Origin of the sequence: Methanosarcina sp. DH2, assembly GCF_020804225.1 — an archaeon.
GTDB lineage: Archaea > Halobacteriota > Methanosarcinia > Methanosarcinales > Methanosarcinaceae > Methanosarcina.
This window is the reverse complement of sequence record NZ_WJBI01000026.1, coordinates 17,194-43,089: the sequence shown is the minus strand read 5'-3', so window position 1 is coordinate 43,089 and position 25,896 is coordinate 17,194. Positions and strand designations below refer to the sequence as shown.

General features: G+C 43.0%; 18 protein-coding genes and 1 pseudogene. 15 read left to right on the top strand and 4 right to left on the bottom strand.

All coding sequences use genetic code 11. From position 1 onward, the window contains the following. Positions 1–504 precede the first annotated feature (504 nt). Both FXV91_RS19175 and FXV91_RS19170 read left to right on the top strand, forming a co-directional pair. Entirely contained in the window at positions 505–816 is a 312-nt protein-coding gene (locus tag FXV91_RS19175; protein WP_229392397.1) for a DUF3303 family protein, read from the top strand. Between the two features lie 937 nt (positions 817–1,753). Next, positions 1,754–2,932 carry an ATP-binding protein gene (locus FXV91_RS19170; RefSeq protein WP_229392396.1) on the top strand — a complete coding sequence of 393 codons (1,179 nt, stop codon included), beginning with the start codon at positions 1,754–1,756 and terminating at the stop codon, positions 2,930–2,932. Positions 2,933–3,181: 249 nt separating this feature from the next. Here the strand turns inward: FXV91_RS19170 and FXV91_RS19165 are convergent, their stop codons facing one another. Both FXV91_RS19165 and FXV91_RS19160 read right to left on the bottom strand, forming a co-directional pair. Beyond that, positions 3,182–3,817, bottom strand: a complete 636-nt coding sequence (locus FXV91_RS19165; RefSeq protein ID WP_229392395.1) for a LysE family translocator — start codon at positions 3,815–3,817, stop codon at positions 3,182–3,184. 562 nt (positions 3,818–4,379) lie between these two features. Beyond that, positions 4,380–4,661, bottom strand: a pseudogene (locus FXV91_RS19160) (DUF134 domain-containing protein); the annotation flags it as partial. A 2,944-nt stretch (positions 4,662–7,605) separates the two neighbouring features. Between FXV91_RS19160 and cdhA the strand changes: the two are divergent. The 12 genes from cdhA to FXV91_RS19100 all read left to right on the top strand — a co-directional run bounded on the left by cdhA (position 7,606) and on the right by FXV91_RS19100 (position 22,704). Next, positions 7,606–10,023: a CO dehydrogenase/acetyl-CoA synthase complex subunit alpha gene (gene cdhA, locus FXV91_RS19155; RefSeq protein ID WP_229392394.1), complete on the top strand. Its 2,418-nt coding sequence runs from the start codon at positions 7,606–7,608 to the stop codon at positions 10,021–10,023. 2 nt (positions 10,024–10,025) lie between these two features. Further along, the gene (cdhB, locus tag FXV91_RS19150) at positions 10,026–10,538 is read left to right on the top strand and encodes a CO dehydrogenase/acetyl-CoA synthase complex subunit epsilon (RefSeq protein WP_229392393.1); all 513 of its coding nucleotides are present in this window, start codon (positions 10,026–10,028) and stop codon (positions 10,536–10,538) included. Between the two features lie 24 nt (positions 10,539–10,562). Continuing rightward, a complete protein-coding gene (gene cdhC / locus FXV91_RS19145) occupies positions 10,563–11,972 on the top strand; it encodes a CO dehydrogenase/CO-methylating acetyl-CoA synthase complex subunit beta (protein WP_229392392.1) in 1,410 nt (469 codons plus the stop codon). A gap of 55 nt (positions 11,973–12,027) precedes the next feature. After that, positions 12,028–12,789, top strand: coding sequence for an AAA family ATPase (locus tag FXV91_RS19140; RefSeq protein ID WP_229392391.1), 762 nt, complete (start codon positions 12,028–12,030; stop codon positions 12,787–12,789). Positions 12,790–13,052: 263 nt separating this feature from the next. Further along, entirely contained in the window at positions 13,053–14,366 is a 1,314-nt protein-coding gene (gene cdhD / locus FXV91_RS19135) for a CO dehydrogenase/acetyl-CoA synthase subunit delta (RefSeq protein ID WP_229392390.1), read from the top strand. A 3-nt stretch (positions 14,367–14,369) separates the two neighbouring features. Then, on the top strand, positions 14,370–15,779 hold the full coding sequence (acsC, locus tag FXV91_RS19130; RefSeq protein ID WP_229392389.1) for an acetyl-CoA decarbonylase/synthase complex subunit gamma: 1,410 nt from the start codon (positions 14,370–14,372) through the stop codon (positions 15,777–15,779). Positions 15,780–16,314: 535 nt separating this feature from the next. After that, positions 16,315–17,379, top strand: coding sequence for a 60S ribosomal export protein NMD3 (locus tag FXV91_RS19125; RefSeq protein ID WP_229392388.1), 1,065 nt, complete (start codon positions 16,315–16,317; stop codon positions 17,377–17,379). Between the two features lie 23 nt (positions 17,380–17,402). Next, positions 17,403–18,602, top strand: a complete 1,200-nt coding sequence (locus tag FXV91_RS19120; RefSeq protein WP_229392387.1) for an ATP-grasp domain-containing protein — start codon at positions 17,403–17,405, stop codon at positions 18,600–18,602. 120 nt (positions 18,603–18,722) lie between these two features. Beyond that, a complete protein-coding gene (locus tag FXV91_RS19115; protein WP_229392386.1) occupies positions 18,723–19,217 on the top strand; it encodes a transcription factor in 495 nt (164 codons plus the stop codon). Positions 19,218–19,227: 10 nt separating this feature from the next. Next, positions 19,228–19,740 (top strand): TIGR00295 family protein, encoded by a 513-nt coding sequence (locus FXV91_RS19110; protein ID WP_229392385.1) that lies wholly within the window; start codon positions 19,228–19,230, stop codon positions 19,738–19,740. Between the two features lie 306 nt (positions 19,741–20,046). Then, positions 20,047–20,679: an archaeal proteasome endopeptidase complex subunit beta gene (gene psmB / locus FXV91_RS19105; RefSeq protein WP_229392384.1), complete on the top strand. Its 633-nt coding sequence runs from the start codon at positions 20,047–20,049 to the stop codon at positions 20,677–20,679. A 111-nt stretch (positions 20,680–20,790) separates the two neighbouring features. Next, positions 20,791–22,704 carry a beta-CASP ribonuclease aCPSF1 gene (locus tag FXV91_RS19100; protein WP_229392383.1) on the top strand — a complete coding sequence of 638 codons (1,914 nt, stop codon included), beginning with the start codon at positions 20,791–20,793 and terminating at the stop codon, positions 22,702–22,704. Between the two features lie 144 nt (positions 22,705–22,848). Here FXV91_RS19100 and FXV91_RS19095 read toward each other — a convergent pair whose 3' ends face one another. After that, on the bottom strand, positions 22,849–23,508 hold the full coding sequence (locus FXV91_RS19095) for an HAD family phosphatase (protein WP_229392382.1): 660 nt from the start codon (positions 23,506–23,508) through the stop codon (positions 22,849–22,851). Between the two features lie 1,016 nt (positions 23,509–24,524). On the opposite strand from FXV91_RS19095, the gene ftsZ reads away from it, so the two are divergent. After that, a complete protein-coding gene (ftsZ, locus tag FXV91_RS19090; RefSeq protein ID WP_229392381.1) occupies positions 24,525–25,706 on the top strand; it encodes a cell division protein FtsZ in 1,182 nt (393 codons plus the stop codon). A 7-nt stretch (positions 25,707–25,713) separates the two neighbouring features. On the opposite strand, the gene FXV91_RS19085 is transcribed toward ftsZ, so the two are convergent. Next, positions 25,714–25,851: a hypothetical protein gene (locus FXV91_RS19085; protein ID WP_229392380.1), complete on the bottom strand. Its 138-nt coding sequence runs from the start codon at positions 25,849–25,851 to the stop codon at positions 25,714–25,716. Positions 25,852–25,896 lie beyond the last annotated feature (45 nt).

The following is a 25,896-nucleotide window of genomic DNA, read 5'->3' as shown; positions in this document are numbered from 1 at the left end:
GGAATTACATGGTTTGAAACAAAGTTAAGCATTACAAGAAACGCTGTAAGTCAATATATCAGAAAACCAATATATGAATTAGATTAAAAAGTAAAAAACTCGAAAGCTGCCTGCAAAGCAGGCAAGTGCGTAAGTCCTATTATTAATAAAGTGAGTTATACAGTTTTATTTAAAGTGAGTTGTACAGTCTTATTTGATAATACATTAACTTCTATTTGATAGTTTAGCCACTTCTATTTTTGTAATGTAGTAGTTTCTCATTAAAAATTGATCAAGTTTCAAGCATGAGTTAAACACTAGTCGAGCACGAGAAGGTATCCATTATTTGTTTTAAGCGGGTCTCCCGTTTCAATTATATTATAAAAAAGACTTAGAAACATCCGGATTTAATATATAATCTTCCTCAAAAAATTTATCCGCCTTACAAAATCGGCATGGATATATAGGACATATAATTCATGTTATAATACATATTAAATATATAAATCCCAATCAAATGCGGGAATGAAAAACATGCTTTTATTGGATATAGTAACATTTGAGCTTGAAAACAGTGCGAAAGTATTCAAACGTTGGGAACATGTGGAAAGTAAAGTTTCTTCAAAAGGGCTGAAAGTTGTTAACCAGTGGTTTGATGCTGGAGGAGGACGTATAATCACTGTTTATGATGTAGAGTCCATTAAAGATTATGTGACTTACAATTTCTCATTTACCGATTTGTGCCATATCGAAGTGTTTCCTGTCATCGGAGCTGAAGAATTTAAAAAGTTTGCCTCAAAATGCATGGGAAATTTAACTGCGGAAAATTCTCCCTGAGATACGTGTTCCTGCATATCTCCCGATACTTTTACCTGCTTTTACCTGTTATCTGCTCAATAGCAAACAAAGCAGATTATTCTGTTTTTATAAGCGTTTGAGCAGTTTTTATTACCTTCTATTTAATGTTCTGTTTATGCTACGAAGTTTCGGAGAATACAAATTACTTAGTACTTTTCAATTCCAGATTCTCTTTTTCTCCGTCTATTTCCTATATCTCCTATGTAACCTTTACCGTCCCATTCTCACCCAGTCAAAGCTCTCCGCAGCCTTCGTGACAGATATAAATTGTTCTGTATGAAACTGTTCTGTCTGGGGTGCAGATGGAAACTATTGTGTGTTTGAACACGGCTTTTTGATCTTTTGCAGACCTCCTTCGGAATAGAATCTGACCACATAGTTACAGTCCTTACAATCTAATGTATCAGTCTCACTGCCGACCTTTGGATCATTATAATGAAATTATTATAACTGCTTATGAGAGGAGAACTCTGATAGATTACCCTGATAAGTTCTAACAAGCCTGATTTCATCCTTCCCGTAAATGGATTACTGTATAAAAAATACGATGCCAAAAATGCTAAAATGGAATAACAGAGCCAGATTCTCTCTTTTCTCATTTTTTAGAGGTTATAGAGCTGAAAAATGACAACTTAGAGGAGATTTGATGAAGTTTTTGCAGGCTGTCAAATGATTTTGACAAAAAAATGAGGTCTCATACTGAGTGGAATTATACTGTCACACTAAGGTTTTAAGTTTGATACACCTGGCGAGTTTATGTCAATTCAATTTTTCATGTATAGATGCATCGTTAAATTCAAATATATTTATCTTTAACTACTATTTTATTAGTTATTTTTAAATATATTTGATTTTAACTATAAAGGTAACAAAAAGTGTCCTTGATAGAAATATACACAGCAGGAGAAAGAAAACCATGCCTGAATCTCTATTCGTGGTGGGTGGAGAAGTCCAGCCTCCTTATTTCATAGGAAGAAAAAATGAAATTGAAAAATTGAAGATGGACTTAAGAACCCTGGCACAGAACAATGTTATCATAGGACCGCGCAGAATAGGTAAGACTTCACTGCTCAGAAACCTTAAAACAAGTGTTGAAGGTGAAGTTCTCTTCGTTACTATCAATTGCAGGGAAATGACGGGCCTGAGTGATTTTTTCAGAATAGTTACACGAGCTTTGCTTGTAGCATACGAGGAAAAACACCATGTTAAAGGGCTTGTGCAGAAATATTCCCAGGTATTTAAAGGAAAGATTACGGCTGCTTACAGATCACTTTCTGAGATTGGAGGTAGTATCGAACACATAGGGAATATTTACCTCAGATTTCGGGAAAAAGATATCAACGAACAAGAACTGGTTGCCGAAACCTTTGATTTCATCAGGAGATTTTCAGGAGAAAAGAAAGAACCGATAATTCTCGCTTTTGATGAATTTCAGGAATTAAGGAGATTTAACGGATATATTTTCAATACATTAAAAAGTCAGATGGACAGCCAGCCTTCTGTCAGATATATTTTCTCTGGATCTTCAGTATCCCTTTTGCATGAAGTATTTTTAAAGCCAGATTCTCCGCTGTACCTCATGGCTGCAAGAATTCAGCTTGAGCCTATAGAAGAGGAGTACGTTACAAAATATATAAGAGACCGTCTCTTGACACAAAATATACAGATTACTGACAGGGCTCTGAAAAGAATATATGTATGTATTGGAGGCTTTCCTTTTTATTTCCAGAAAATAGGATTTATCCTGTATCAGAACTCAATTCTAAAAAATAAAAATATCATTGATGAGGAAGATGTTGAAAGTGCTTTTAATTCCATGTTAAATGAATTCGATAGCGAATTTGAAGCACGCTATGAATGGAAGTTTAGCGATCAGCAAAAAACGATACTTAAATTTTTGTCCAGGGAGAAATACCGAAGGTTACACGAAATCTCATCTGATATGCAAACACCTGCCTCATCGCTAACAACATCGATGAAAGATCTTTACAATACTATGACAGTTGAAAAGCCGGAAGATGGAATGTACGGCATACTGGACAACGTATTTAGAATCTGGATCAAGCGAAGTATCCTTAAGACATGCAGTGAGTAAAAACAGAATAACGAGTAAAAGTATAATCAATAGAGTAACTTTGCCTCCGGTCCAAAAGGTTCAAAAACAAAAATTGGATTGAAAGCTGGCTACTGCACCCTTCTCTTAATATTATTGTCTGGAAACTTTTTGCGCCCAGTTTTTCATAACACTTCACTTATTATGGATTATTTTGTGAACTTATTAACACTTCACTTATTATGAATTATTTTATGGGCTTATTTATAGACTTACAACCGATTAATGGATTTATTTATGGGACAGCGCAAGTTTTACCCCTATTATAGTAAAGATGCCTGCTTTTCCCCAGTTAATATATCTGCCGATCCCCGGTTTCTGTACTATTTTATCTCCGATTGTCCCTGCAAAAACAGAGATTGCGGAAAAGATCAGCCAGGCCTGTATCAGAAATACTACTCCCAGAAATATCATCTGCAGCGGGACATTACCCGATTCTACGTTTATAAACTGAGGGAGAAACGCGAGGAAGAAGAGAGCGACTTTAGGATTCAGGACGTTCATAAAGATCCCGCGCCTGTAAAGAGCGAAGTTATCGGTTTCCCGTACCGGAGTGGAAGATACCAGTTCCCCGCTTTCTCTCAAAGCTTGCCAGGCAAGGTAGAGCAAATAGGCTGCACCGGCATATTTTACGATTTCGAAAGCAAGAGCTGATTTATAGATCAAAGCGGAAATCCCGAGTGCAGCTGCACTTGTATGAACGAGTATGCCTGTGCACAAACCTGTTGCTGTTGAAACACCTGCCATCTTGCCCTGCGAAATGCTTTGAGTAAGCACGAATAGAATATCGGGGCCAGGAAGAATTGTAAGGGCTGCGGAAGCTGCAATAAATAGATTAATTGCGATTGTTCTATCAAGCTTTCTCACTTTTTCCTCTAAAAACTTACCAATATGCGTGGAATAAAAAGTATACTTTATCTACAAAAAGTATGTCAATCTACAAGCAATTTTATTTTCAGCGAGCTAGATTAACGCTCTTTCGCCGATGCCCGAGACAGGTAAGATCCCGACATTTTGCGACTTCAAGATTCTCGAAGGGGCAGCACAATTGTGCTCGCCATGGGGAGCCCTGTTGCTTATCGTCCTGATTCCAGTAGTGGCTCTATCACGTACATCTATAATGGTAAAATGTTCGCATGAGCCAAAATGGGCACATACATCAGACTCCAGTCCGTATCACTCATCGATGGTATATCTATTGTTGTCACTTTTTTTTGCTTTCTTCACCAGTATTCCTACTGCTTTCCCTTATTTTTGGACAACAATAATCATTCTCAATAAACCTCTTTCCTCTTCCATCGCCGCCGAGTCGGAAAATTAGACCAGAACCACAATTCGGACAGCTTATAGGACGATCTTGATCGAACCCTAGTTCCCATACATGATCGCATTCTTTGCAGAGAAAATTGACCTTGCATTCACCAGTATTAACGTATTCTCCTCCAGAGATCTCTATCGCTTTTCCATTGACAAGAGCATCAGCTACCTTCTGTCGTGCCTTTTGGAGGTCATTCCAGAAAGTTTTCCGGGATACTCCCATTCTGTCAGCAGCCTCGTTCTGCTCTATCTGTAGAAGGTCGCAAAGACGAATGGCCTCAAGCTCTTCTATGGATAGGTTGGCAATTTCCAGACAGCAAAGAGGGATTTCTTTGGGCTTGTAATAAGTGGCCTTTGGAAAGCAAGATACCCTGCGCTTAACTCTATTGACCATCAATTACACTTATGCGATACATAATAAATATCTATCGATCAATATTTTACTTAAAGTTTTAAGTATTAACCTTAACATCGTCATTAAGGATTAGAGTAAACACAAGCTACCATGTAACGCCAAAAGTATATACTCAGCTGGAATGCCATCAAACCAGGAATCCCAAAATTTGAGACGATTAAAGTTACCAAAAAATCTCCGCATACAGGTCATAAGTGTTTTGCTGGGAACAGATTTCAGAAAATAGTTTTTCTCTCTCACTATGAATATCGTGAACATGCCTCCGAATATCAGCATATAAAAGACAAAATTATGCAACCCTCTGTAGCCATTGACTCCAGGGTGGCTTATCCCAACATATAACCTTAATTTTACAGATACTACTTATTGATACAGTTATTCCATACAAAAAGATATTTCAGAGACATCGAATTTTTTAGAAAAATGAGAATATCAAAAATCAAAGGACACTGTATAAATATTCTATTCGTTAGAAGAAACCGAAGCGTAAAGCTCATTTTTCATTGTAATATTTATGATTCAGGTCACCTGGTTGCCTGAAATTGTCCACCGCTATAGCTTATAATAACGAAGTCGATCAAAAATAGTAACAGGACGATCTCAAAAGCACCTATAACATATTGTCCGGTAATCATCAATGCAAAGACGAATGCCTCAAGCTTTTCCAAGGACACGTTAATAATTACGAGAACACTTAGCGGAATATCACTGAGTTTGTAATAAGTAGCTTTTGGGATTCTCGATATTCCGCTTAACTCAGTCAACTATCAAATTACGCAAAAGAGAGGTAGTATAAATAACTAATGCTACATCAATTTTACTGTTGATATAATTAATAAGTCCTGAATTTATTTTTAGGATTCCGTATTTTAAGTACAGAACCAATAGCAATAAACTCATAACTGTGTAAAATGCGATTATAACTATGACGTTTACTCAATAGTTTTGTATCATATGCCCTTTAGTCCTGTGGCTATTTTCTGCCTTTTACACCGAATTTAACGTAAAAGTTCTGATAATCCACTGGTAATCTCTTTTTGCCTCTTATTCAAATAATTTCATATTCTTTTCTTATGAAAAATGGGTATATGATGCCGTTTTTCATGCTTAATTACGAGTCAACGGCTTGTAAGAGTTTAAATAGAAATTATACGACGGATTTTTTTATTTTTATATTTTAACAGAACAAAAGTGTAAATTATTTATAGTACGTCGCTTATGTGTAATTTAGAGTCTATCCGAAAAGTGCTGTGACCCACTGTAACTTCTACAATCAGCGATCACAAATGAACGGATTCCGGATAATAAACACTAATTGTCCAATTGTAAATTTTACAACATGCATAGAGCTTTTCGGATAGTCTCTGATATCTCTTTTATTATTCTGAGATCACAACGCTTACTAATATGGGACTTACCCACTTGATGGCTAAAATAAAAGCAGTAAACTCCTAAATCTCTAAAAATTCAAGTTTTAACTGCTTAATTTACCGTACTTTATCTTATATTGTAAGTGTGTAAATTCTATAAAGAGTTAAAAACGATCTACTAAAAATGTCATTTAAATAGCTGGGACTTTCAAGCAGACGTCAGTATTAATTGCACAGTCAATATCGGTATGTTAAATATCGTAAATACGATCCTCTAATAAAGCGACTTTAAGCGTATTTAAGAGGTAAAGCTAAAATGAGCAAATTAAATACCGGGAGTTTTTCTACAGAAGGTCTTGAATCCGTTCAGATCACTATCAATAATATTGTAGGGGTAGCAAAAGAGGCTGCTGAAGAAAAAGTAAAGTAGCTCGTTAAAGCAAGGCCCCATACTTTTCCCGGGGCTTTTGGAGGTCGCTCCAGAAAGTTTTCCGGGATATCCCATTCTGTCAGCAGCCTCATTCTGCTCTACCTGGAGAATGTCGCAAAGACAAATGCTTCAAGCTTTTCCAAGGACACGTTAATAATTACAAGAACACTTAGTGGAATTTCACTGAGTTTGTAGAATTTCATTGAGTTTGTAATAAATAGCTTTTGGGATTCTTGATACTCCGTTTAACTCAGTCGACCGTCAAAATACACAAAAGAGATGAAGTATAAATAACTAATGCTACAGTAATTTAACTGTTGATAAAATTAATAAGTTCTGAATCCATTTTTAGGATTCCGTATTTTAAGTACAGAACCAATAGCAATAAACTCATAACTGTGTAAAATGCGATTATAACTATGACGTTTACTCAATAGTTTTGTATCATATGCCCTTTAGTCCTGTGGCTATTTTCTGCCTTTTACACCGAATTTAACGTAAAAGTTCTGATAATCACTGGTACTTTTGTTTTGTTCCTATTCGAATAGTTTCATGTTCTTTCCTTATGAAAAATGAGCATATGATGCCGTTTTTCATGCTTAATCACGAGTCAACGGCTTGTAAGAGTTTAGATAGGAATTATACAACGGAATTATTTATTTTTATATTTTAACAGAACAAAAGTGTAAATTATTTATAATACATCGCTAATGTGTAATTTAGGAGTGTATCCGAAAAGTGCTGTGACCTATTGTAACTTCTACAAACGGCATATAACAAAAGAATGGATTCCGGATAATAAACACTAATTGTCTAATTGTAATTTTACAACATGCATAGAACTTTTTGGATAGTCTCTAAGATCTCTTTTATTTTTCTGAGATCAAACATTTACTAATATAGGACTTACCCACTTGATGGCTAAAATAAAAGCAGTGAACTCCCAAATCTCTAAAAATTCAAGTTTTAACTGCTTAATTTACTGTACTTAATTTTGTATTGTAAGTGTGTAAATTCTATAAAAAATTAAAAACGATCTACTAAAAATGTCATTTAAATAGCTGAAAGTTTCGAAAATCGTCTGATAAAGTAACTTTAAACAAATTTAGGAGGTAAAGCTCATATGAGCAAACTAACTACCGGGAGTTTTTCTATAGAGGATCTGGAATCCGTTCAGATCACTATTAACAACATTGTAGGGGCAGCAAAGGAGGCTGCTGAAGAAAAAGCAAAAGAGTTAGGCCCGATGGGTCCCACTGCTCTGGCAAGCATAGCATCCTACAGAAGCTGGAACTTGCTTCTTCTTGACCGCTATGAGCCTGTTTTGACCCCTATGTGTGACCAGTGCTGCTACTGTACCTACGGACCATGTGACCTTTCCGGAAACAAGAGAGGTGCTTGCGGAATTGACATGGCTGGCCAAACAGGAAGGGAATTCTTCCTCCGTGTAATTACAGGTACTGCCTGCCACGCCGCCCACGGCCGTCACCTGCTTGACCATGTAATAGAAGTCTTTGGAGAAGACCTCCCCCTCAACCTTGGAGAATCAAACGTCCTGACCCCCAAYGTYACAATCTGTACAGGACTCAGCCCAAAGACCCTCGGAGAATGCAGAGCCCCAATGGAGTATGTTGAAGAACAGCTYACCCAGCTCCTTGCAACCATCCACGCAGGTCAGGAAAGCGCAGAAATTGACTACGACTCAAAGTCCCTATTTAGCGGCAGCCTGGATCACGTCGGCATGGAAATTTCTGATATTGCCCAGATCTCAGCATATGACTTCCCGAAAGCTGACCCCGAAGCCCCGCTCATTGAAATCGGTATGGGAACCCTTGACAAATCCAAGCCTCTCATTGTTGTAATCGGTCACAACGTAGCCGGTGTAACCTACATCATGGACTACATGGAAGAGAACAACCTTGTCGACCAGATGGAGATTGCAGGGCTTTGCTGTACCGCATTTGACATGAGCAGGTACAAGGAGTCTGACAGGAGAGCTCCATACGCAAAGATCGTAGGATCCCTGGCAAAGGAACTGAAGGTTATTCGCTCCGGAATGCCTGATGTCATTGTTACCGACGAACAGTGCGTCCGCGGTGACGTCTTATCTGAATCTATGAAGCTCAGGATCCCTGTGATCGCATCCAACGAAAAGATCATGATGGGCCTGCCGGACCGTACCGATGCCGATGTTGATTCAATAGTCGAGGAGCTCAAGTCCGGGACAATTCCGGGCTGTGTAATGCTTGATTATGACAAACTTGGAGAACTCGTCCCGAAACTCGCCCAGGTAATGGCTCCTATCCGCGATGCAGAAGGCATAACAGCAATTCCGACTGATGAAGAATTCAAGGTATACGTCGACAAGTGCGTCCAGTGCGGAGAATGCCTGCTGGCATGTCCGGAAGAGCAGGACATCCCAGAAGCCATGGAATATGCAGCCAAGGGAAGCTACGAGTACCTAGAAGCCATCCACGATGTCTGTATCGGATGCCGCCGCTGCGAACAGGTCTGTAAGAAGGAAATCCCAATCCTGAACGTAATTGAAAAGGCTGCACAAAAAGCCATCAGTGAAGAGAAAGGATGGGTCAGAGCCGGTAGAGGACAGGTAAGTGACGCGGAAATCAGGAAAGAAGGCCTGAACCTCGTTATGGGAACTACCCCTGGTATCATCGCAATCATCGGATGCCCGAACTACCCAGCCGGTACCAAAGATGTGTACAACATTGCCGAAGAGTTCCTGAAGAGAAACTACCTCCTGGCCGTGACTGGATGTTCCGCAATGGACATTGGTATGTACAAGGACGAGGACGGCAAGACCCTTTACGAAAGATTCCCCGGTACATTCTCAGGCGGCGGGCTGCTTAACAATGGTTCCTGTGTATCAAACGCACACATTACTGGAGCCGCTGAAAAAGTTGCCGGAATCTTTGCCCAGAGAACCATGGCAGGAAACCTGGCAGAAATTGCAGACTACACACTCAMCCGTGTRGGYGCATGCGGACTTGCCTGGGGTGCATACTCACAGAAGGCAGCTKCAATCGGTACCGGATGTAACATCTATGGTATTCCGGCAGTGCTCGGCCCGCACAGTTCMAAGTACAGGAGAGCCCTGATTGCCAAGAACTATGATGAGTCCAAGTGGAAAGCCTTTGATGSCAGAGACGGCTCAGAGATGAACATCCCACCAGCACCGGAATTCCTGCTGACAACTGCAGAAACCTGGCAGGAAGCAATCCCAATGATGGCAAAAGCCTGCATCCGCCCGTCCGATAACAACATGGGCAGATCCATAAAACTGACCCACTGGATGGAGCTTTCCAAGAAGTACCTCGGTGTAGAGCCAGACGACTGGTGGAAGTTCGTAAGAAATGAAGCCGACCTCCCGCTTGCCAAGCGTGAAGAGCTCCTCAAGAGGCTGGAAACAGAACAYGGCTGGGAAATTGACTGGAAGARGAAGAAAATCATCTCCGGCCCGAAGATTAAGTTCGATGTCTCGGCACAGCCAACGAACCTYAAGAGACTCTGCAAGGGGGCCTGAAAATGGTAGACACTACCAAGAAYACCAAACTCTTTACCAGCTACGGAGTAACAACTGCAAAAGCAACCACCCCAGAGATAGCAGCCAAACTCATTTCAAAAGCAAAGAGGCCGCTTCTTGTGGTAGGGACCAAAGTCCTTGATCCGGAACTCCTGGACAGGGCGGTAAAGATTGCACAGAAGGCAAATATTCCAATTGCAGCAACCGGAAGTTCTATGCCCGGCTTTGTGGGCAAGGACGTGGATGCAAAGTACATYAACCTGCACCAGCTGGGCTTCTATGTAACAGATTCAGCCTGGCCAGGGCTTGACGGCAACGGGACCTACGACACAATCATCGTCCTGGGCCACATAAAATATTACGTCAACCAGGTACTGTCCGGAACAAAGAACTTTTCCAGTGTAAAATCAATCGCAATTGAGAGAAGCTACATCCAGAACGCAACAATGTCCTTCGGGAACCTTAGCAAGGCAGATCACTATGCTGCCCTGGATGAATTAATTGAGGCATTATAATTTTATTCAGGAGGCGAAAGCACAATGGCAGAATTCCCATTTGAGATTTCCCCAATGTTTGAAGGAGAAAGAGTAAGAAAGGAAGGAATGTTTGTCGAGCTCGGGGGTCCGAAATCCCTCGGTCTCGAACTTGTCAGGGCAGCAGATCTGGATACAATTGTAGACGACAGCGTCACAATTGTCGGTCCTGACCTTAAGGAAATGGAAGAAGGCAAGACCTATCCATGGGCAATGATCTTCAACATCGGTGGAGAACTTGTCGAGGCTGACCTTGAATCTGTCGTAGAAAGGCGTGTCCACGACTTCATTAACTACTGCCAGGGCATTATGCACCTGAACCAGAGRTACGATGTCTGGATGAGAGTTTCCAAGGACACAGCTGCAAAGATGGACTCCTTTGACTCCTTCGGAAAAGCCGTCATGATGCTTTTCAAAACAGAACTGCCCTTTATCGAGAAGATGCAGGTGACATTCTACACTGATGAAGAAGAGGTCAAGAAGCAGCTCGAAGYTGCAAAGGARRTTTTCAAAGCAAGAGACTTAAGGACAAAAGACCTGCACGATGAAGATGTGGATGTCTTCTACGGATGCACTCTCTGCCAGTCCTTTGCTCCGACCAACGTCTGTGTAGTTTCTCCTGACAGGGTTTCTCTCTGTGGTGCAATCAACTGGTTCGACGGCCGTGCAGCAGCAAAGGTCGACCCTGAAGGCCCTCAGTTTGAAATCGCTAAGGGCGACCTTCTTGATGCCAGTATGGGTGAATACTCCGGTGTGAACGATATTGCCAAGAAACTCTCTGCAGGCGAATTCGACAAGATCAAACTACACTCCTTCTTCGACTCCCCGCACACATCCTGCGGYTGCTTTGAAGTAGTCGGGTTCTACATCCCTGAAGTCGATGGTATTGGCTGGGTTAACAGAGAGTACCAGGGAATGGCACCGAACGGTATAGGCTTCTCCACAATGGCAGGTCAGACCGGTGGCGGAAAGCAGATCGTAGGTTTCCTCGGTATCGGTATCAACTACTTCTATTCCCCGAAGTTCATCCAGGCTGACGGTGGCTGGAACAGAGTTGTCTGGCTCCCCTCGATGCTTAAGGAGAAGATTGACGAAACCATCCCTGCAGACCTCAAAGACAAGATCGCAACCGAGAAAGACGCAACTGACATCCAGTCCCTGAAGGCATTCCTCGAAGAGAAGAAGCACCCAATAGTTGCTACCTGGGTAGCTGCCGAAGAGGAAGAAGAGGAAGAAGAAGAGGAAGAAGAAGTCGCCGTTGCAGCAGCACCAATGATGATGCCTGCAGCCGGTTTCCAGATGCCTGCAATGCCAATGATGTCAGGCGGTTCAGGTGGCGGAATAAAGCTGACCTTCAAGAACGCAAAGATCACCATTGACAGGATGATCATTAGCGAAAAGAAAGAAAAGAAGTAACTGAGTAACGACAGGCAATTGCCTAAAACCGAAAAACAATCCAAAGGGGTATTCTGTGACTAAAGTAATTGCAATAACGGGTAAAGGCGGGACTGGTAAAACAGCGGTAGCGGCTCTTCTGATCCGCTACCTTTCCAAAAAAGGGAAGTTCATACTGGCAGTTGATGCAGATGCAGATACTAATCTGCCTGAGACCCTTGGCTGTGAGAACGTAAAGACAATCGGGGATGCAAAGGAGTTTTTACAGGCAGAAATCACTAAACCAAGGCCTGATAACCCCGATATGAATAAGGAATCGATTCTCAAAAGTAAGGTATACGAAATCATTGAGGAAATGCCTGGATATGACCTGCTTGTAATGGGCAGGCCAGAAGGTTCAGGCTGCTACTGTTATGTAAACAACCTCCTCCGTGGCATAATGGACAAACTGATCGTGAATTATGATGTAGTTATCATTGATGCGGAGGCAGGGCTTGAGCATTTCAGCCGGAAGATTATCCGGGACATCGATGACCTTATTGTTGTAACTGACGCCTCACGCAGGGGATTCAGGACTGCCGAAAGGATTCATGAACTTGTGACTGAACTGGATTCGAATGTTGGCAGAATTCACGTTATTGCAAACAAAGTTACGGATACTAACCGCGAAGAGCTCGTTAAACTGGCAGGCGACCTGAAACTTAGCCTGATAGGTACTATCCCTCTCGACCCCAAAATCGAGGAAATGGATATAAAAGGTATACCTCTCTTTGAAATCCCGGATGATTCGGTTGCTGCAAAAGAAATTGAAAAAATCGTACAAAAACTGGGGTACTGACTCCAGCTTCCTTTTGAACCTGTGGATTATGCAGAAAATGCAGAAAAATGCAGAAAACCGTACCGGAATTAGATAACAGGAGACCATATCCGGTTTAAGAGCTTGAAACGGTATTTAAAATCATCAATAACGGAGCAGGATTACGTTCCTGCCCCGGTCCCTGTTTCTATACAAGGGAAAAATCTGGAAATTCATCCTGTATTACATCCTTTATTATAAAGTCACTCACAAAAACGGAAAATTACGGAAACGGTGAGGTTTACATGGCAAAGAAAATGAAGTTATCAGATATAACAAACATGTTCGCGGGAATGGATGTAGAAGCCCTCGAAGGTGTGACTATTGAAGGGGACATTGAGCTTGATCTCGGTGGACTCGGAGGCGGCTTTGACCCTATGCTTGCCGCAGCTCTCGGGCAAGAGAGTGCAGTACTTGCCCAGCACTTTGCAAGAATAGCCAGTATGTTTGGCTATCCGGTAGGCTTTGGTGCCCAGGCAGCTGCTCCTGCAGTTTCCCCTGCTCTGGCAGCCCCGAAACTCAAGGACCTTATCTCTGCCAAATTCGATGTTGCTAACATCGCAGAATGGACAACTCAGATCCAGGAAGTACCCATAGGCAACACCTCTGCAGACGGCGGAAGCCGTGGCAAGCAGGTTATGCTTGGTGGCGAAAAAGCCCTTCCGTTCTACTTTGATGCTCCAATGCCGAACAGGAACCAGGTTACCATTGACGTGTTCGACATGAGAATAGGGCTTGCAAAAGCTGTCAAGGAGAACTACGACGAGGTTATGGACAGCCCTGGAGAATGGGCAAAGAAGAACGTTGAGAAATTCAACGCAGACATGATCACAATCCACCTGATTTCAACCGACCCGCTCATTAAGGACACATCTGCCAAGGATGCAGCCAAGACAGTTGAGGAAGTCCTGCAGGCCGTTGATGTGCCAATAGCCATTGGCGGATCAGGTAACCCGCAGAAAGACCCAGAAGTTCTTGCAAAAGCAGCAGAAGTTTCCGAAGGCGAGCGCTGCCTCCTTGCGTCTGCCAGCCTGAACCTGGACTACGCAAAGATTGCAGAAGCAGCACTGAAATACGACCATGATGTGCTCTCCTGGACCCAGCTGGACATGAATGCCCAGAAGGAACTTAACAGGAAACTCATGAAGCAGTGCAATGTGCCCAGAGACAGAATTATCATGGACCCAACCACTGCAGCACTCGGGTATGGTCTCGACTACGCTTACACCAACATGGAGCGCATCAGACTTGCAGCCCTTATGGGTGACGACGAACTGACCTTCCCGATGTCTTCAGGTACCACCAACGCATGGGGTGCCCGTGAGTCCTGGATGGTTAGTTCTCCATTGGGACAGGATTCTGACTGGGGCCCGAGAGAGTACAGAGGACCTATCTGGGAAATCGTCACAGGTCTGTCCCTGGCCCTTGCAGGAAACGACCTCTTCATGATGATGCACCCGACCTCGGTCGCTGTCCTGAAACAGATCACCCAGACCCTTTTCGGCATAGTCGAGGCAGAGCCTGTTGACATTGCCAACTGGATCGGAGCGGAGGTGTAAAACATGAAAATAAACAGCCCATTAGAAGCCTACAAGTATCTGCCCCAGACCAACTGTGGAGAGTGTGGTGAGCCTACATGTATGGCATTTGCCTCCAAGCTTATCGACAGATCAGGCAAGACATCAGACTGCCCACCCCTGGTTAAGGAAAAGAAGTTTGCAAAGAAACTTGCAGAACTCGACAGGCTCCTTGCTCCTGAGATTCGTCAGGTTACCATTGGAGTAGGCGAAAGGGCAGCAAACATCGGTGGAGACGATGTTCTGTACCGCCACAAGCTCACTTTCTTCAATAAGACAAAGATGTTCTTCGATGTTGCAGACAACATGGAAGAAGCTGCTCTTGTTGAGAGAGTCAATAAGATCGCTGATTTCAAGAAGTTCTATGTAGGGCGCAACCTGCTTCTCGACGGTGTGGCAATCAGAGCCGCTTCCAACGACCCTGCAAAGTTCGCTGCTGCTGTCAAGAAGGTAGCAGAAGCAGGCCTGCCCATGATCTTCTGTTCCTTCAATCCTGCAGTCCTTAAAGCAGGACTTGAGGTTGCAAAGGACAAGAACCCACTTCTCTACGCTGCAAACAAAGACAACTGGAAAGAAGTCGGAGAACTCGCCCTTGAGTACAAGGTCCCTGTTGTAGTTTCGGTCTTTAACGACCTTGACGCCCTCAAAGGTCTTGCAAAGACTTTTGCAGAAGCAGGTATTAAGGACATTGTGCTTGACCCTGGAACCTACCCAAGTGGCAAAGGCCTGAAGGACACCTTCACCAACTTCCTGAAAGTCAGGAGAGCAGGCATTATGGGCGACACCGAGATCGCATACCCGATCATGGCTCTCCCGCTTACAGCCTGGATGGCAGGAATTGCAGACCCTGTCAGTGCTTCTTACTGGGAAACCGTTATGGCTTCAGTCTTTACCATCAGGTACGGCGACATAATGATCCTCCACAGCATGGAGCCTTATTCCACCCTGCCTGAAGTGCACCTTGCAGAAACCATCTACACCGACCCGAGGACTCCGGTCTCCGTGGACGGAGGTATGTACAAGGTTGGAAACCCGGACAAAGACTCCCCGGTATTCTTCACAACCAACTTCGCCCTTACCTACTATACAGTAGAGAGCGATATCTCAGCAAATGGCATAGTATGCTGGCTGCTTGCAGTTGACACCGATGGTATTGGTGTGGAAGCTGCCGTTGCCGGTGGTCAGCTGACCTCCGCCAAGGTAAAGGACGCCTTTGAAAAGGCTGGCTTCGACCTCAAGACAGACACAAACCACAAAACCCTTATCATTCCAGGTCTTGCAGCCCGTCTGCAGGGTGACCTCGAAGATACGCTTGGTGCAAATGTAAAGGTTGGCCCAATGGACTCCGGCCGTATCCCTGGCTGGATCGAGAAGAACTGGCCCCCAAAACAATAATTCAGGAAACAATTGGAAATATAAAAGCATCCGTGTCTCTACGACACGGAACTTTTTTTCTTTTCTTATTAGCCTTCCATGAATTTTTTTTACGTGAAGTTGCTCTGTATTTTTAGTTACTGTATCGCAGTTGCTCTAACCGTATTTAACAGGATGCGTAAATATTTCTATTACTTTATAGAGTCTAACTGTTATTCTATTGTGCCTAACTGTTCATCTCGTCTGGATGTAATTAATATAAGGAAAAATCATACAAATATTTATATAAGGAAAAACCCTATTTAATGTGCTTCTAAACTATATATTTTTCAATATTTATTTAGAAAATTAAATGCATTAGTTTACTTGTCTGGTTGAATTATATTTCAGTCCAGATATTTAGGAGCATGGATAAGCAGGAAGGACAGCAGATCCAGCTATTCTTAAATAGCATGAGAGTGCTTAACAGGTAACTGCTCAGTATTACTGTAGAGATTCTACTTTCTGAGTGCCCCTAAACCTACTATTCCAAGAAGACCATCAGTAAGGATTATAGATGAATTCCATCACATGCCCGAAATGCGGCAAAGAATGCGACAAACTTTTTGATTCCGTTTGCAAGGACTGTTTCTTTGAAACATTCAAACTAATCGAGCTGCCCCTTGTACTCCATCTAAGGATCTGTTCCAGCTGCGGAGCATACTTCCACAGAAGCCGCTGGGAAAATATCGGCAATATAGAAGAAGTGGTGCTGAAAGCAGTAGAAAACGCCCTTTTTATCCACAGCGAAGCCGGAGATGTAGAATTATATCTAGAGCCTAAGGAAGTTACGCCCTACATATACATTGTGAAAGCCGAGGTAGATGCAATTGTAAGAGAAGAACCTGTCCATGCCGAAGCTGAGACCGAAGTAAGGGTCCAGCGGACAGCCTGTGATATGTGCAGCCGTGAGTCAGGAGGATACTTTGAAGCGATCATCCAGATAAGGGCAGCAGGCAGGTTCCCTGCAGAAGAAGAAAAAAGGCGCTGCACTGCCATAGCCAGTGAAGCCATGGAGAGCATGAAGAAAAAAGGTGACCGTCTGGCATTTATAAGCGACTACCAGGAGCAGAAAGAAGGTATCGACCTTTACATGGGCTCTATGAATGCCAGCAGGCAGGTCTGCAGGCTAATCATCTCCGAGCTGGGAGGCAGTTTTGCCGAATCTCCAACCCTTGTCGGCATGAAAGACGGAAAAAACGTGTACAGAATTACTTTTGCCATGCGCCTTCCGGAATTCAGGCCAGGGGATGTGATAAGGTTCAGAGGAAGAATTATCCAGATAAGAAGTTCAGGCAAGAAGGTCAACGGGATAAGCCTTGAGGACGGCTCCCGGTTTATTTCAACACCTGAGGAACTCAAAGGTGCAGAGAAAATTGCAAATGTAAGGGATGCGGTACTTACAGTTCTGGTTTCAATCGAGGAAAATGCAATTCTTGTGCTTGACCCTGAAACCTATGAAACTGTCGCAATAAAAAAACCAATGTCCTTTAATGCAGAGGCAGGCAGCGAAATCCCTGTTCTGAAGACAGAATACGGAATCTTTGCGCTGACACATTCCGATGTTCCGCAGGAAAAATAAGAAATCCGAAAAAACGGAGAAACATGCAGAATATCCTTACAATTGGGTTTGATACGCGAAATATTGCCTGCTCCGCAAGCAAGGCGGGTTATACTGTCTGCTCTATAGATGCTTTCCGAGATCTTGACCTGCAGGAATGCGCATATGCATCAGCACTCCTTGAGTGCAGGACTTCAAGCGAACTTCACCGGCTTGACCCTCAATGGATAATGGCTAAAATGAATGCTTTCGGGCTTGACTTTGACGCCATCGTACCGGGCTCGGGAATGGAAATGCTGGATCCATGCAGTTTTCCCTGCCCTGTACTTGCCAGCAGCCCTGAGGCAGCACAGGAAGCTTCAAACAAACTGCACCTTGCAAAGAGGCTTGAAGCTATGGGGATGCCCCACCCTCGCTGTTATTCTCCTGAAGAGCTGGACGCAATTGAATATCCCGTAATTCTCAAACCTGCATCAGGAGGCGGAGGAATATTCAACCGGGTTGCAGGAGATAGGCAGGAACTGCTGTCAGCTCTGAAAGAATTATCCGAGCTGGATCAGGAGATCACAGAGAAGGAAATCATAGTTCAGCAGTTTCTGGAAGGAACACCTGCAAGTGTCTCTTTGCTTTCCACAAAAAATGAATCCCTGGCAGTTGCTGTAAACGAGCAATTAATAGGCATACCCTGGCTCTCGAGACTGCCGTTTGCCTACTGCGGAAATATAACCCCTTTCAGGACAGAATACTCAGAAGAGATGGAAGCCCTTTCAGAAGAACTCGTGCTTGAACTCGGGCTCCTCGGCTCAAACGGAGTTGACTTTCTGGTCACTGAAAAAGGGCCTGTAGTGCTTGAAGTGAACCCGAGATTCCAGGGCAGTCTGGATACTGTTGAAAAGGCGACAGGAATTAACCTTTTTGAAGCGCACGTTGGTTGCTTTAGAGGAGAACTACCGGAAAAACCAGAAGCGAAATTATTTGCTGCGCGGGGAGTTTTTTACTCGGATCGAGAACTTTTTATAGACAGAAAACTCATGGACGTCATTCTCAGGGAAAAAAGTGCTGATATTCCGTCCCAGGGAACTGTTACCGAGCCTGACTGGCCTCTTACTTCCCTGTTTGCATTAGCCTCAACAAGAGACGAGGCAGTCCGATCTCTCGAAGGAGGGGCAGAGAGGGTAAAGACTTTTATTGTAGACCGAAAGACAGAAAAAAGAGAGTCTCTGAGCCCTGCCGGAAAAGCATGAGGTTCAGTTGCTAAAGGTGCAGTTTTTTCCAGATATGAAAGATCTTTTTGAGAAAAAGCTCAATGTAAACTTTAATACTGGTATGTTCAATTCATATAAGGGATTTGCGAGGTGAACACTTTGGTAGATTTGAATGACAAGGTAATTAGAGGATACCTCATGAGCCTTGTAGGGGAAGAAGGGCTTAAAATGATAGAAGGGATGCCCGAAGGCGAGGTCACGGATGAAGAAGTTGCTACAAAAACCGGAGTTCTGCTGAATACTGTGAGAAGAACTCTTTTTATACTTTACGAAAATAAATTTGCAATCTGCCGCAGAGAAAGAGATTCAAATAGCGGATGGCTGACTTATCTCTGGCATCTGGACTTTTCCGATATAGAGCACCAGCTTATGAGGGAAAAGAAAAGATTGCTCCGAAACCTGAAAACTCGTCTTGAATTTGAGGAGAATAATGTGTTTTATGTTTGCCCGCAAAGCTGTGTCCGTCTTCTTTTTGACGAAGCAACGGAAACGGAATTTCTCTGTCCCATGTGCGGAGAAGACCTGGTCTACTACGATAATTCCCGTTTTGTAGGAGTCCTGAAAAAACGCGTGGATGCCTTGAGCTCTGTATAAGGGACTTATCTTGACTACCCGAGCCGAAGCAATAAGACTGCTTGAAGAATCAGGCTGTGCCCCGAATGTAATCGAACACTGCAAGGAAGTTTCCTCACTGGCAGTCGAGATTGCAGAAAAGGCGAGAGCGGCAGGACAGAGTGTGAATCTGGAGCTTGTAGAAGTAGGGGCTCTGTTACACGACTCTGGAAGGTGCCGGACACATGAGATTGCTCATGCAGTTGAAGGATTCAAGCTGGCTATAAGCAGAGGAGTCGAACCTGAAGTTGCCGAGATAATAAAAAGGCATATAGGCGCAGGGGTCTCAAAAGAAGAAGCAAAGGGATTAGGACTTCCAGAAGATGATTATTTCCCCAGGACTCTGGAGGAAAAGATCGTTGCTCATGCCGACAACCTTGTAAAAGGAACGAACAGGATAACGATACAGGACAGAGTAAAACTCATGCGTAAAAAAAACGTATCCGAACACGTAATTCAGAGAGTAAAGAAACTCGCTGAAGAAGTGGAAGAACGTTCAAGCTAACTCCGGTTTTTCTGTAATGAGAGTAATTAGGATGTTTGGTAAAGATATTCAATAAAGATATTCAGTAAAGATATTCAATAAAGACATTTAGTATATAGAAAAACCGAAAAATTATTTTATCATATAATCCTCCGTTTTTAAATGCAAACGCATTTAGAAAAAAGGAGGAAAACTTATATATAGCGATATTAATAATGAGATAATGGATTGCTAAATCCTGCGATTTAAGCTAAAAATGCTCACCTCAACTAAAACATTTTTTTTAGCGACATTTTCTCATTTTCAGCTTATCATGAGGGTATGTTTATGGATAATGACAAATATCTAAAGGGCACAACTACCGTAGGGGTAGTTTGTACCGACGGAATTGTGCTCGCAAGTGAACAGCGGGCCACAATGGGGCATTTCATCGCAAGCAAAACTGCAAAGAAAGTCTACCAGATCGATGACCTGGTGGGAATGACCACTGCCGGCTCGGTAGGGGACGCTCAGCAGCTTGTGCGATTGGTAAGTGTGGAGTCACAACTCTACAAAATGCGCAGGAACGAATCCATGACAATCAAAGGCATTGCCACTTTGATGTCGAATTTCTTGAATGCTAACCGCTACTACCCTATGATGGTCCAGCTCCTTATCGGAGGGGTTGACAAAAACGGACCTGCAATCTACTCACTGGACCCATTGGGAGGAAGTATTGAAGAAACAAGGATCTCGTCAACGGGTTCAGGTTCTCCCATGGCTTACGGAGTACTGGAAGACCAGTACAGGGAGGATATGGCTGTGAAAGAAGGTCTTGATCTTGCGATTCGGGCAATTCACAATGCAACGAAAAGAGACTCAGCTTCCGGAGAAAATATCGATGTAGTCGTAATTACAAAGGAGGCATTCAAAAGGCTGGATCCTGAAGAAGTAAAATCCAGAAGGGCTTCATTAAACTAATAATTTAACTGTTGGTTTTTTATTCCAATATACAAACTAACACCTTTTTCAAATATTATTTTTTCAACATCCAGATACTTTTTGATTTTTTGACAAAAAGGAAGATTCTTAATGCCTATTGAAGATGTGCTATTAGACCTCAAACATAAAATTGAGAAAAATCTACCCGCAGGAGTTACCATTACCGACGTTGAATTCGAAGGGCCTCAGCTTGTTCTATACACTGAAGAACCTCGTAAATTCGCAGACGACGGGAATATTATTCGCAACCTGGCAAAAGAACTCAGGACACGGATTGCCATGCGTCCTGATCCCAGGGTGCTTGCAACTCCTGAAGATTCTATTTCTATAATTGAAGAAGTTGTTCCAAAAGAATCCGTAATCTCGAGCTACTATTTTGACCCCGATTCCGGAGAAGTGATCATTGAAGCCGAAAAGCCAGGGCTTGTAATAGGAAAGCATGGAGCAACCCTGAGAGAAATTACAAAACAGATCGGCTGGATTCCCAAAGTTGTCAGGACTCCTCCTATTAAGTCCCGTACAGTGAAAAATATCAGGGAGTTCATGAGGAACAACCTCAAAGAAAGAAAAGAAATCCTTAAAACCGTGGGGAGGAAAATTCACAGGGAGTGTACATCAAAAGACCAGTGGGTAAGGGTTACAGCCCTTGGGGGATGTAAAGAAGTAGGTCGAAGCTGTTTTTTGCTTTCTACTCCTGAATCCAGAATTCTGATTGACTGCGGAGTTAATGTGGGCTCTGACGAGAACATGACTCCTTTCCTCTATGTTCCTGAAGTTTTTCCATTAAACCAGATAGATGCCGTTATAGTTACTCATGCGCACCTGGATCATCAGGGACTTGTACCCCTGCTTTTCAAGTACGGGTATGAAGGGCCTGTCTACTGTACACCTCCCACAAGAGACCTCATGGTGCTACTCCAGCTCGACTACATTGACGTGGCAGCTAAGGAAGGGAAGAAGATCCCCTACGAATCAGGGATGGTAGCAAAGACCCTCAAACACACCATACCTCTCGACTATGAGGAAGTAACGGATATTGCCCCTGATATTAAACTGACTTTCCACAATGCAGGTCATATCCTGGGCTCGGCGATTTCTCACTTCCATATAGGAGACGGGCTCCATAACGTAGTCTTTACAGGAGACTACAAATATGAGAAAACCAGGCTTTTTGATCCTGCAGTCAACAAGTTCCCCAGGGTTGAGACAGTTATCAGTGAAGCTACCTATGGGAATTCTAATGCCTTCCAGCCTGCACTTAAGGATGCTGAAAAGCATCTGCAGATGGTGGTAAAGAATACTGTTGAGCGCGGAGGAATTGCACTAATCCCTGCTTTTGCTGTGGGCAGAAGCCAGGAAGTTATGATCGTGCTCGAAGAGTCCATAAGAAAAGGGCTTATCCCTGAAGTCCCTGTCTACCTTGACGGAATGATCTGGGAAGCTACTGCAATCCACGCAACTCATCCCGAGTATCTTAACAATGATTTAAGGAAACTGATCTTCCAGAAAGGCCAGAACCCCTTCCTTTCAGAATGTTTCAAACCAGTTGACTCCCATGATGCACGCCAGAAGATACTTCAGAACCCACATCCCTGTGTGATTCTTTCAACTTCGGGCATGATGAACGGAGGGCCTATTATGGACTATTTCAGGACTTTTGCCGGAGATCCCCGCAATACTCTTGTATTTGTAGGTTACCAGGCTGACGGGACTGTTGGGCGCAGGATCCAGAAGGGATGGAAAGAAATCCCCATGACAGGAAAGAGCGGAAACACCGAAATTCTGAAAATGAACATGGAAGTGCAAGTTGTAGATGGCTTCTCAGGCCACTCTGACAGGAGGCAACTTATGGAGTATGTCAAGAGAATGCAGCCCCGTCCGGAAAGAGTATTCACCGAACACGGAGACGAGAAAGCCTGTGTGGACCTGGCAAGTTCTATTTACAAGAAACTTAAGATTGAGACACGTGCTCTTACAAACCTCGAAACTGTAAGGCTACTGTGACCCCTCAGGGGCCACAATCTTTTTTAAGAAATATTTTTTGCAATGATAAGAAGATGGTTGATAAATTAACAGTAAAATAAGACTTTTACAGGACTTTTATATTGCCTTTAAACGGTGTTTATGTACCTTTAGAGGAATTTTATATTACCTGTGACCCGGAGCAAATTCAAGGCTGAGAAGATGTTCCATCAACTTTCTATGGTCTCCCACCACAAGATCCGCTCTATCGAGCTCTGAAGGCTCTACATACGTGGGAACGCCTATACAGTAAATATCAGCCTTTTTTGCCGCTTCCACGCCCAGGACGGCGTTCTCGATCACGAGACATTCTTTTTTCCCGACCTTAAGAAGCTCAACTGCCTTCAGGAAAGGAGCCGGATGTGGCTTCGAGTTAAGAACATCATCCCCTGTGACTACAGTATCGAATACGTCGGGAAAAAGCTGGTCAAGAATCCCGTTAACGATAAAGCGGTCCGAACCTGAGACTACTGAAAGAAGAAAACGTGATTTAAGCAGTTCGAGGCACTCCTTCATCCCATCGAAAGCCTTCAGTTCGAAAATCCGTTTAAACTCCTGCCTGTAGATTGCGGTGATGGTTTCAAAATCAAAATCTTCGGGCTCTTTTCGGGCTTTTCGGATCAGCAGGGGAAGGCCGTTCCTGGGGTTTGAACCCTCAATTGCATAGATATCCTCATCCCGGATTTCCATACCCACATCAAGAAAAGCCTTTTTCCAGGCTGCTGCATGGAAGGGCATGGAGTCTACGAGAACTCCATCCATATCAAAAATTAATGCTTTTAACACGCTTCTGGCTCCTGAACCGAAAGAAACTGAAATTATTTCGAAATATTTGAAAAAGTTAACGAATAATTTACGACTCTTCCGGAGTGCAGTTTAAGTACAGAGTTAAGGTAAGGTAATTCAAAGTAAAAACGATTTTGCAGTCTTAAAGCTTTCCCGGCATTCTCTTTGAAACAGTTAAATAATTAGCATTCAGTTAAACAGGTAAAAATTATTATAAGTAAATATTAAAAAGATTTTAAATATCCGTATTTTTCCTGTATAAAAAGAAACAGATTATTCAGAACTTACAAACTGAATAAACTAATTAAAAGATTTTGAGTGATAATCTGAGTAGATGATTAAAAAAACTTAAAAGATTTAACTTAAATTTATATAAACACTTATGTGTAGCTATCTCACACTACTGGAAAAAATAAGCAAGAGCCTTGAAATCTTAGAAAGATACCGAAAAAGTTTTTAAGATAAGAATTCTACTTAAAAGTAATAATATAAACAGTTTCATTAAATTGAAAATATCCCGGTTTGGGAGTCTCAAAGAAAAAGTAGCATAGAGGCTACATATCCAATAATTTGAGGAAAGCAAACCAGCAAAATAGCGGGCAAGAAAGAAAATAAAAACTGCCCTGACATGCATAATCATGAAAGCTTTCCTGACAAACAAGACCCCATAAAAAACTTCAGATATTAGTATATAAATATTATGAAAGTTCTCTGCTTTTCCGCCCTGAGTGTTCAGGGATAAGGGCAGAAAAAAGTAAAATATATGAAATTTATGGGTGATATATTTAAACTTCATATACAATTTTAAAAAACTGTTTAAATATGTCCGAAATGTTTAAGATTAGTAGAATACCAACGTATTAAAGATAACGGATGAAAATCTTTTACCGGGTTTTTACAGGTTATCCCCAATTTAACTTGAATATAAATAGAAATTTGCCCCCCGATATAGAGGGTGGGGAGTCAAAGGAAAAAATAAAAATAGTGCAATAAACGAAATCCACCGAGGGGATAAATTGCAATCTATAGTACAGGAAGCAATGAAATTCAGCGAAAAAGAGAAGGAATACCGAAAAAATTCCTCTTCCGATGAAGACATTGAAGAATTCGGGCAGCCGAGAATTATGATTGTCGGATGCGGGGGCGCAGGAAACAATACTGTAAACCGGCTCTACAACATAGGAATCGAGGGCGCAGAAACAGTTTGCATTAACACCGACAAACAGCACCTTGACAATGTAAGGGCTGACAAGAAAATCCTTGTAGGAAAAACCCTTACAAGAGGCCTGGGAGCAGGTGGCTATCCTGAAACAGGAAAAAAGGCCGCAGAACTTGCAAGAGGCACTCTTGAAGAAGTTTTAAAGGATGTTGACCTTGTTTTCATTACAGCAGGCCTCGGAGGAGGCACGGGAACAGGAGTTGCACCCGTAGTCGCCGAAGTTGCAAAAGAACAGGGAGCAATCGTCGTAGGTATGGTTTCTAGCCCTTTCAGGGTCGAAAGAGCCCGCATATTCAAAGCGGAAGAAGGGCTTGAAGAGCTGCGCAGGGCAGCAGACACAGTAATTGTCCTTGACAATAACAGGTTGCTTAACTACGTACCTAACCTTCCGATTGACCAGGCTTTCTCAGTAATGGACCAGTTAATCGCCGAGACCGTGAAAGGAATAACTGAAACCATCACAGTGCCCTCTCTGATCAACCTTGACTACGCCGATATCAGGACCATTATGAGCTGCGGTGGAGTTGCCGTAATGCTTGTTGGGGAATCCAAGAACCAGGACAAGAGCACGGAAGTCGTGAGGACTGCCCTGAACCACCCCTTGCTTGATGTTGATTATAAAGGTGCAACCGGAAGTCTTGTCCATGTAACAGGCGGGCCTGACCTTAGCCTGAAGGAAGCCGAGGAAATAGCCTCCATGCTTACCTATGAACTTTCCGCAAGTGCCAATGTAATTTGGGGCGCAAGGATCAGGGACGACTATGAAGGTAAAGTCCGGGTAATGGCAATCATGACAGGTGTCCAGTCTGCCCAGATCCTGGGCCCTCAGGCGGGAGCTGGAATCCTGGAGTCCAGAGCCGAGGCTGAGCCTATCCAGGAAAAGAGATTCGGGAGAATACCACCTGCGGACAGGAGAAGAGAGACTGCAGGACCACTCCGAAAAAAACACGAAGAATCGATTATTGATTTCATTAATTAAACCAGACTCAGACAAAGCCCGGACCCGAGGATCTCCGGGCTCCCCTCAGGTTATTCTCCGGATTTTTCCGGAGAACAATCCGGGACTTATAGGAGGACGCTCCCTCAAGGCAGGAAGCTCGGGTTTTTCCTGAACAGACACTCATTTTTTGAAGTGGTTATCGAACAGATACTCTTTTTTATTAGCGATT

What these genes read in the sequence shown, in the direction of transcription:
- acsC (WP_229392389.1), top strand. Translation starts at nt 14,370, where the DNA reads ATGAAAATAAACAGCCCATTAGAAGCCTACAAGTATCTGCCCCAGACC.
- FXV91_RS19085 (WP_229392380.1), bottom strand. Translation starts at nt 25,851, where the DNA reads ATGAGTGTCTGTTCAGGAAAAACCCGAGCTTCCTGCCTTGAGGGAGCG.
- FXV91_RS19170 (WP_229392396.1), top strand. Translation starts at nt 1,754, where the DNA reads ATGCCTGAATCTCTATTCGTGGTGGGTGGAGAAGTCCAGCCTCCTTAT.
- FXV91_RS19120 (WP_229392387.1), top strand. Translation starts at nt 17,403, where the DNA reads ATGCAGAATATCCTTACAATTGGGTTTGATACGCGAAATATTGCCTGC.
- FXV91_RS19100 (WP_229392383.1), top strand. Translation starts at nt 20,791, where the DNA reads ATGCCTATTGAAGATGTGCTATTAGACCTCAAACATAAAATTGAGAAA.
- psmB (WP_229392384.1), top strand. Translation starts at nt 20,047, where the DNA reads ATGGATAATGACAAATATCTAAAGGGCACAACTACCGTAGGGGTAGTT.
- FXV91_RS19125 (WP_229392388.1), top strand. Translation starts at nt 16,315, where the DNA reads ATGAATTCCATCACATGCCCGAAATGCGGCAAAGAATGCGACAAACTT.
- FXV91_RS19175 (WP_229392397.1), top strand. Translation starts at nt 505, where the DNA reads ATGAAAAACATGCTTTTATTGGATATAGTAACATTTGAGCTTGAAAAC.
- cdhD (WP_229392390.1), top strand. Translation starts at nt 13,053, where the DNA reads ATGGCAAAGAAAATGAAGTTATCAGATATAACAAACATGTTCGCGGGA.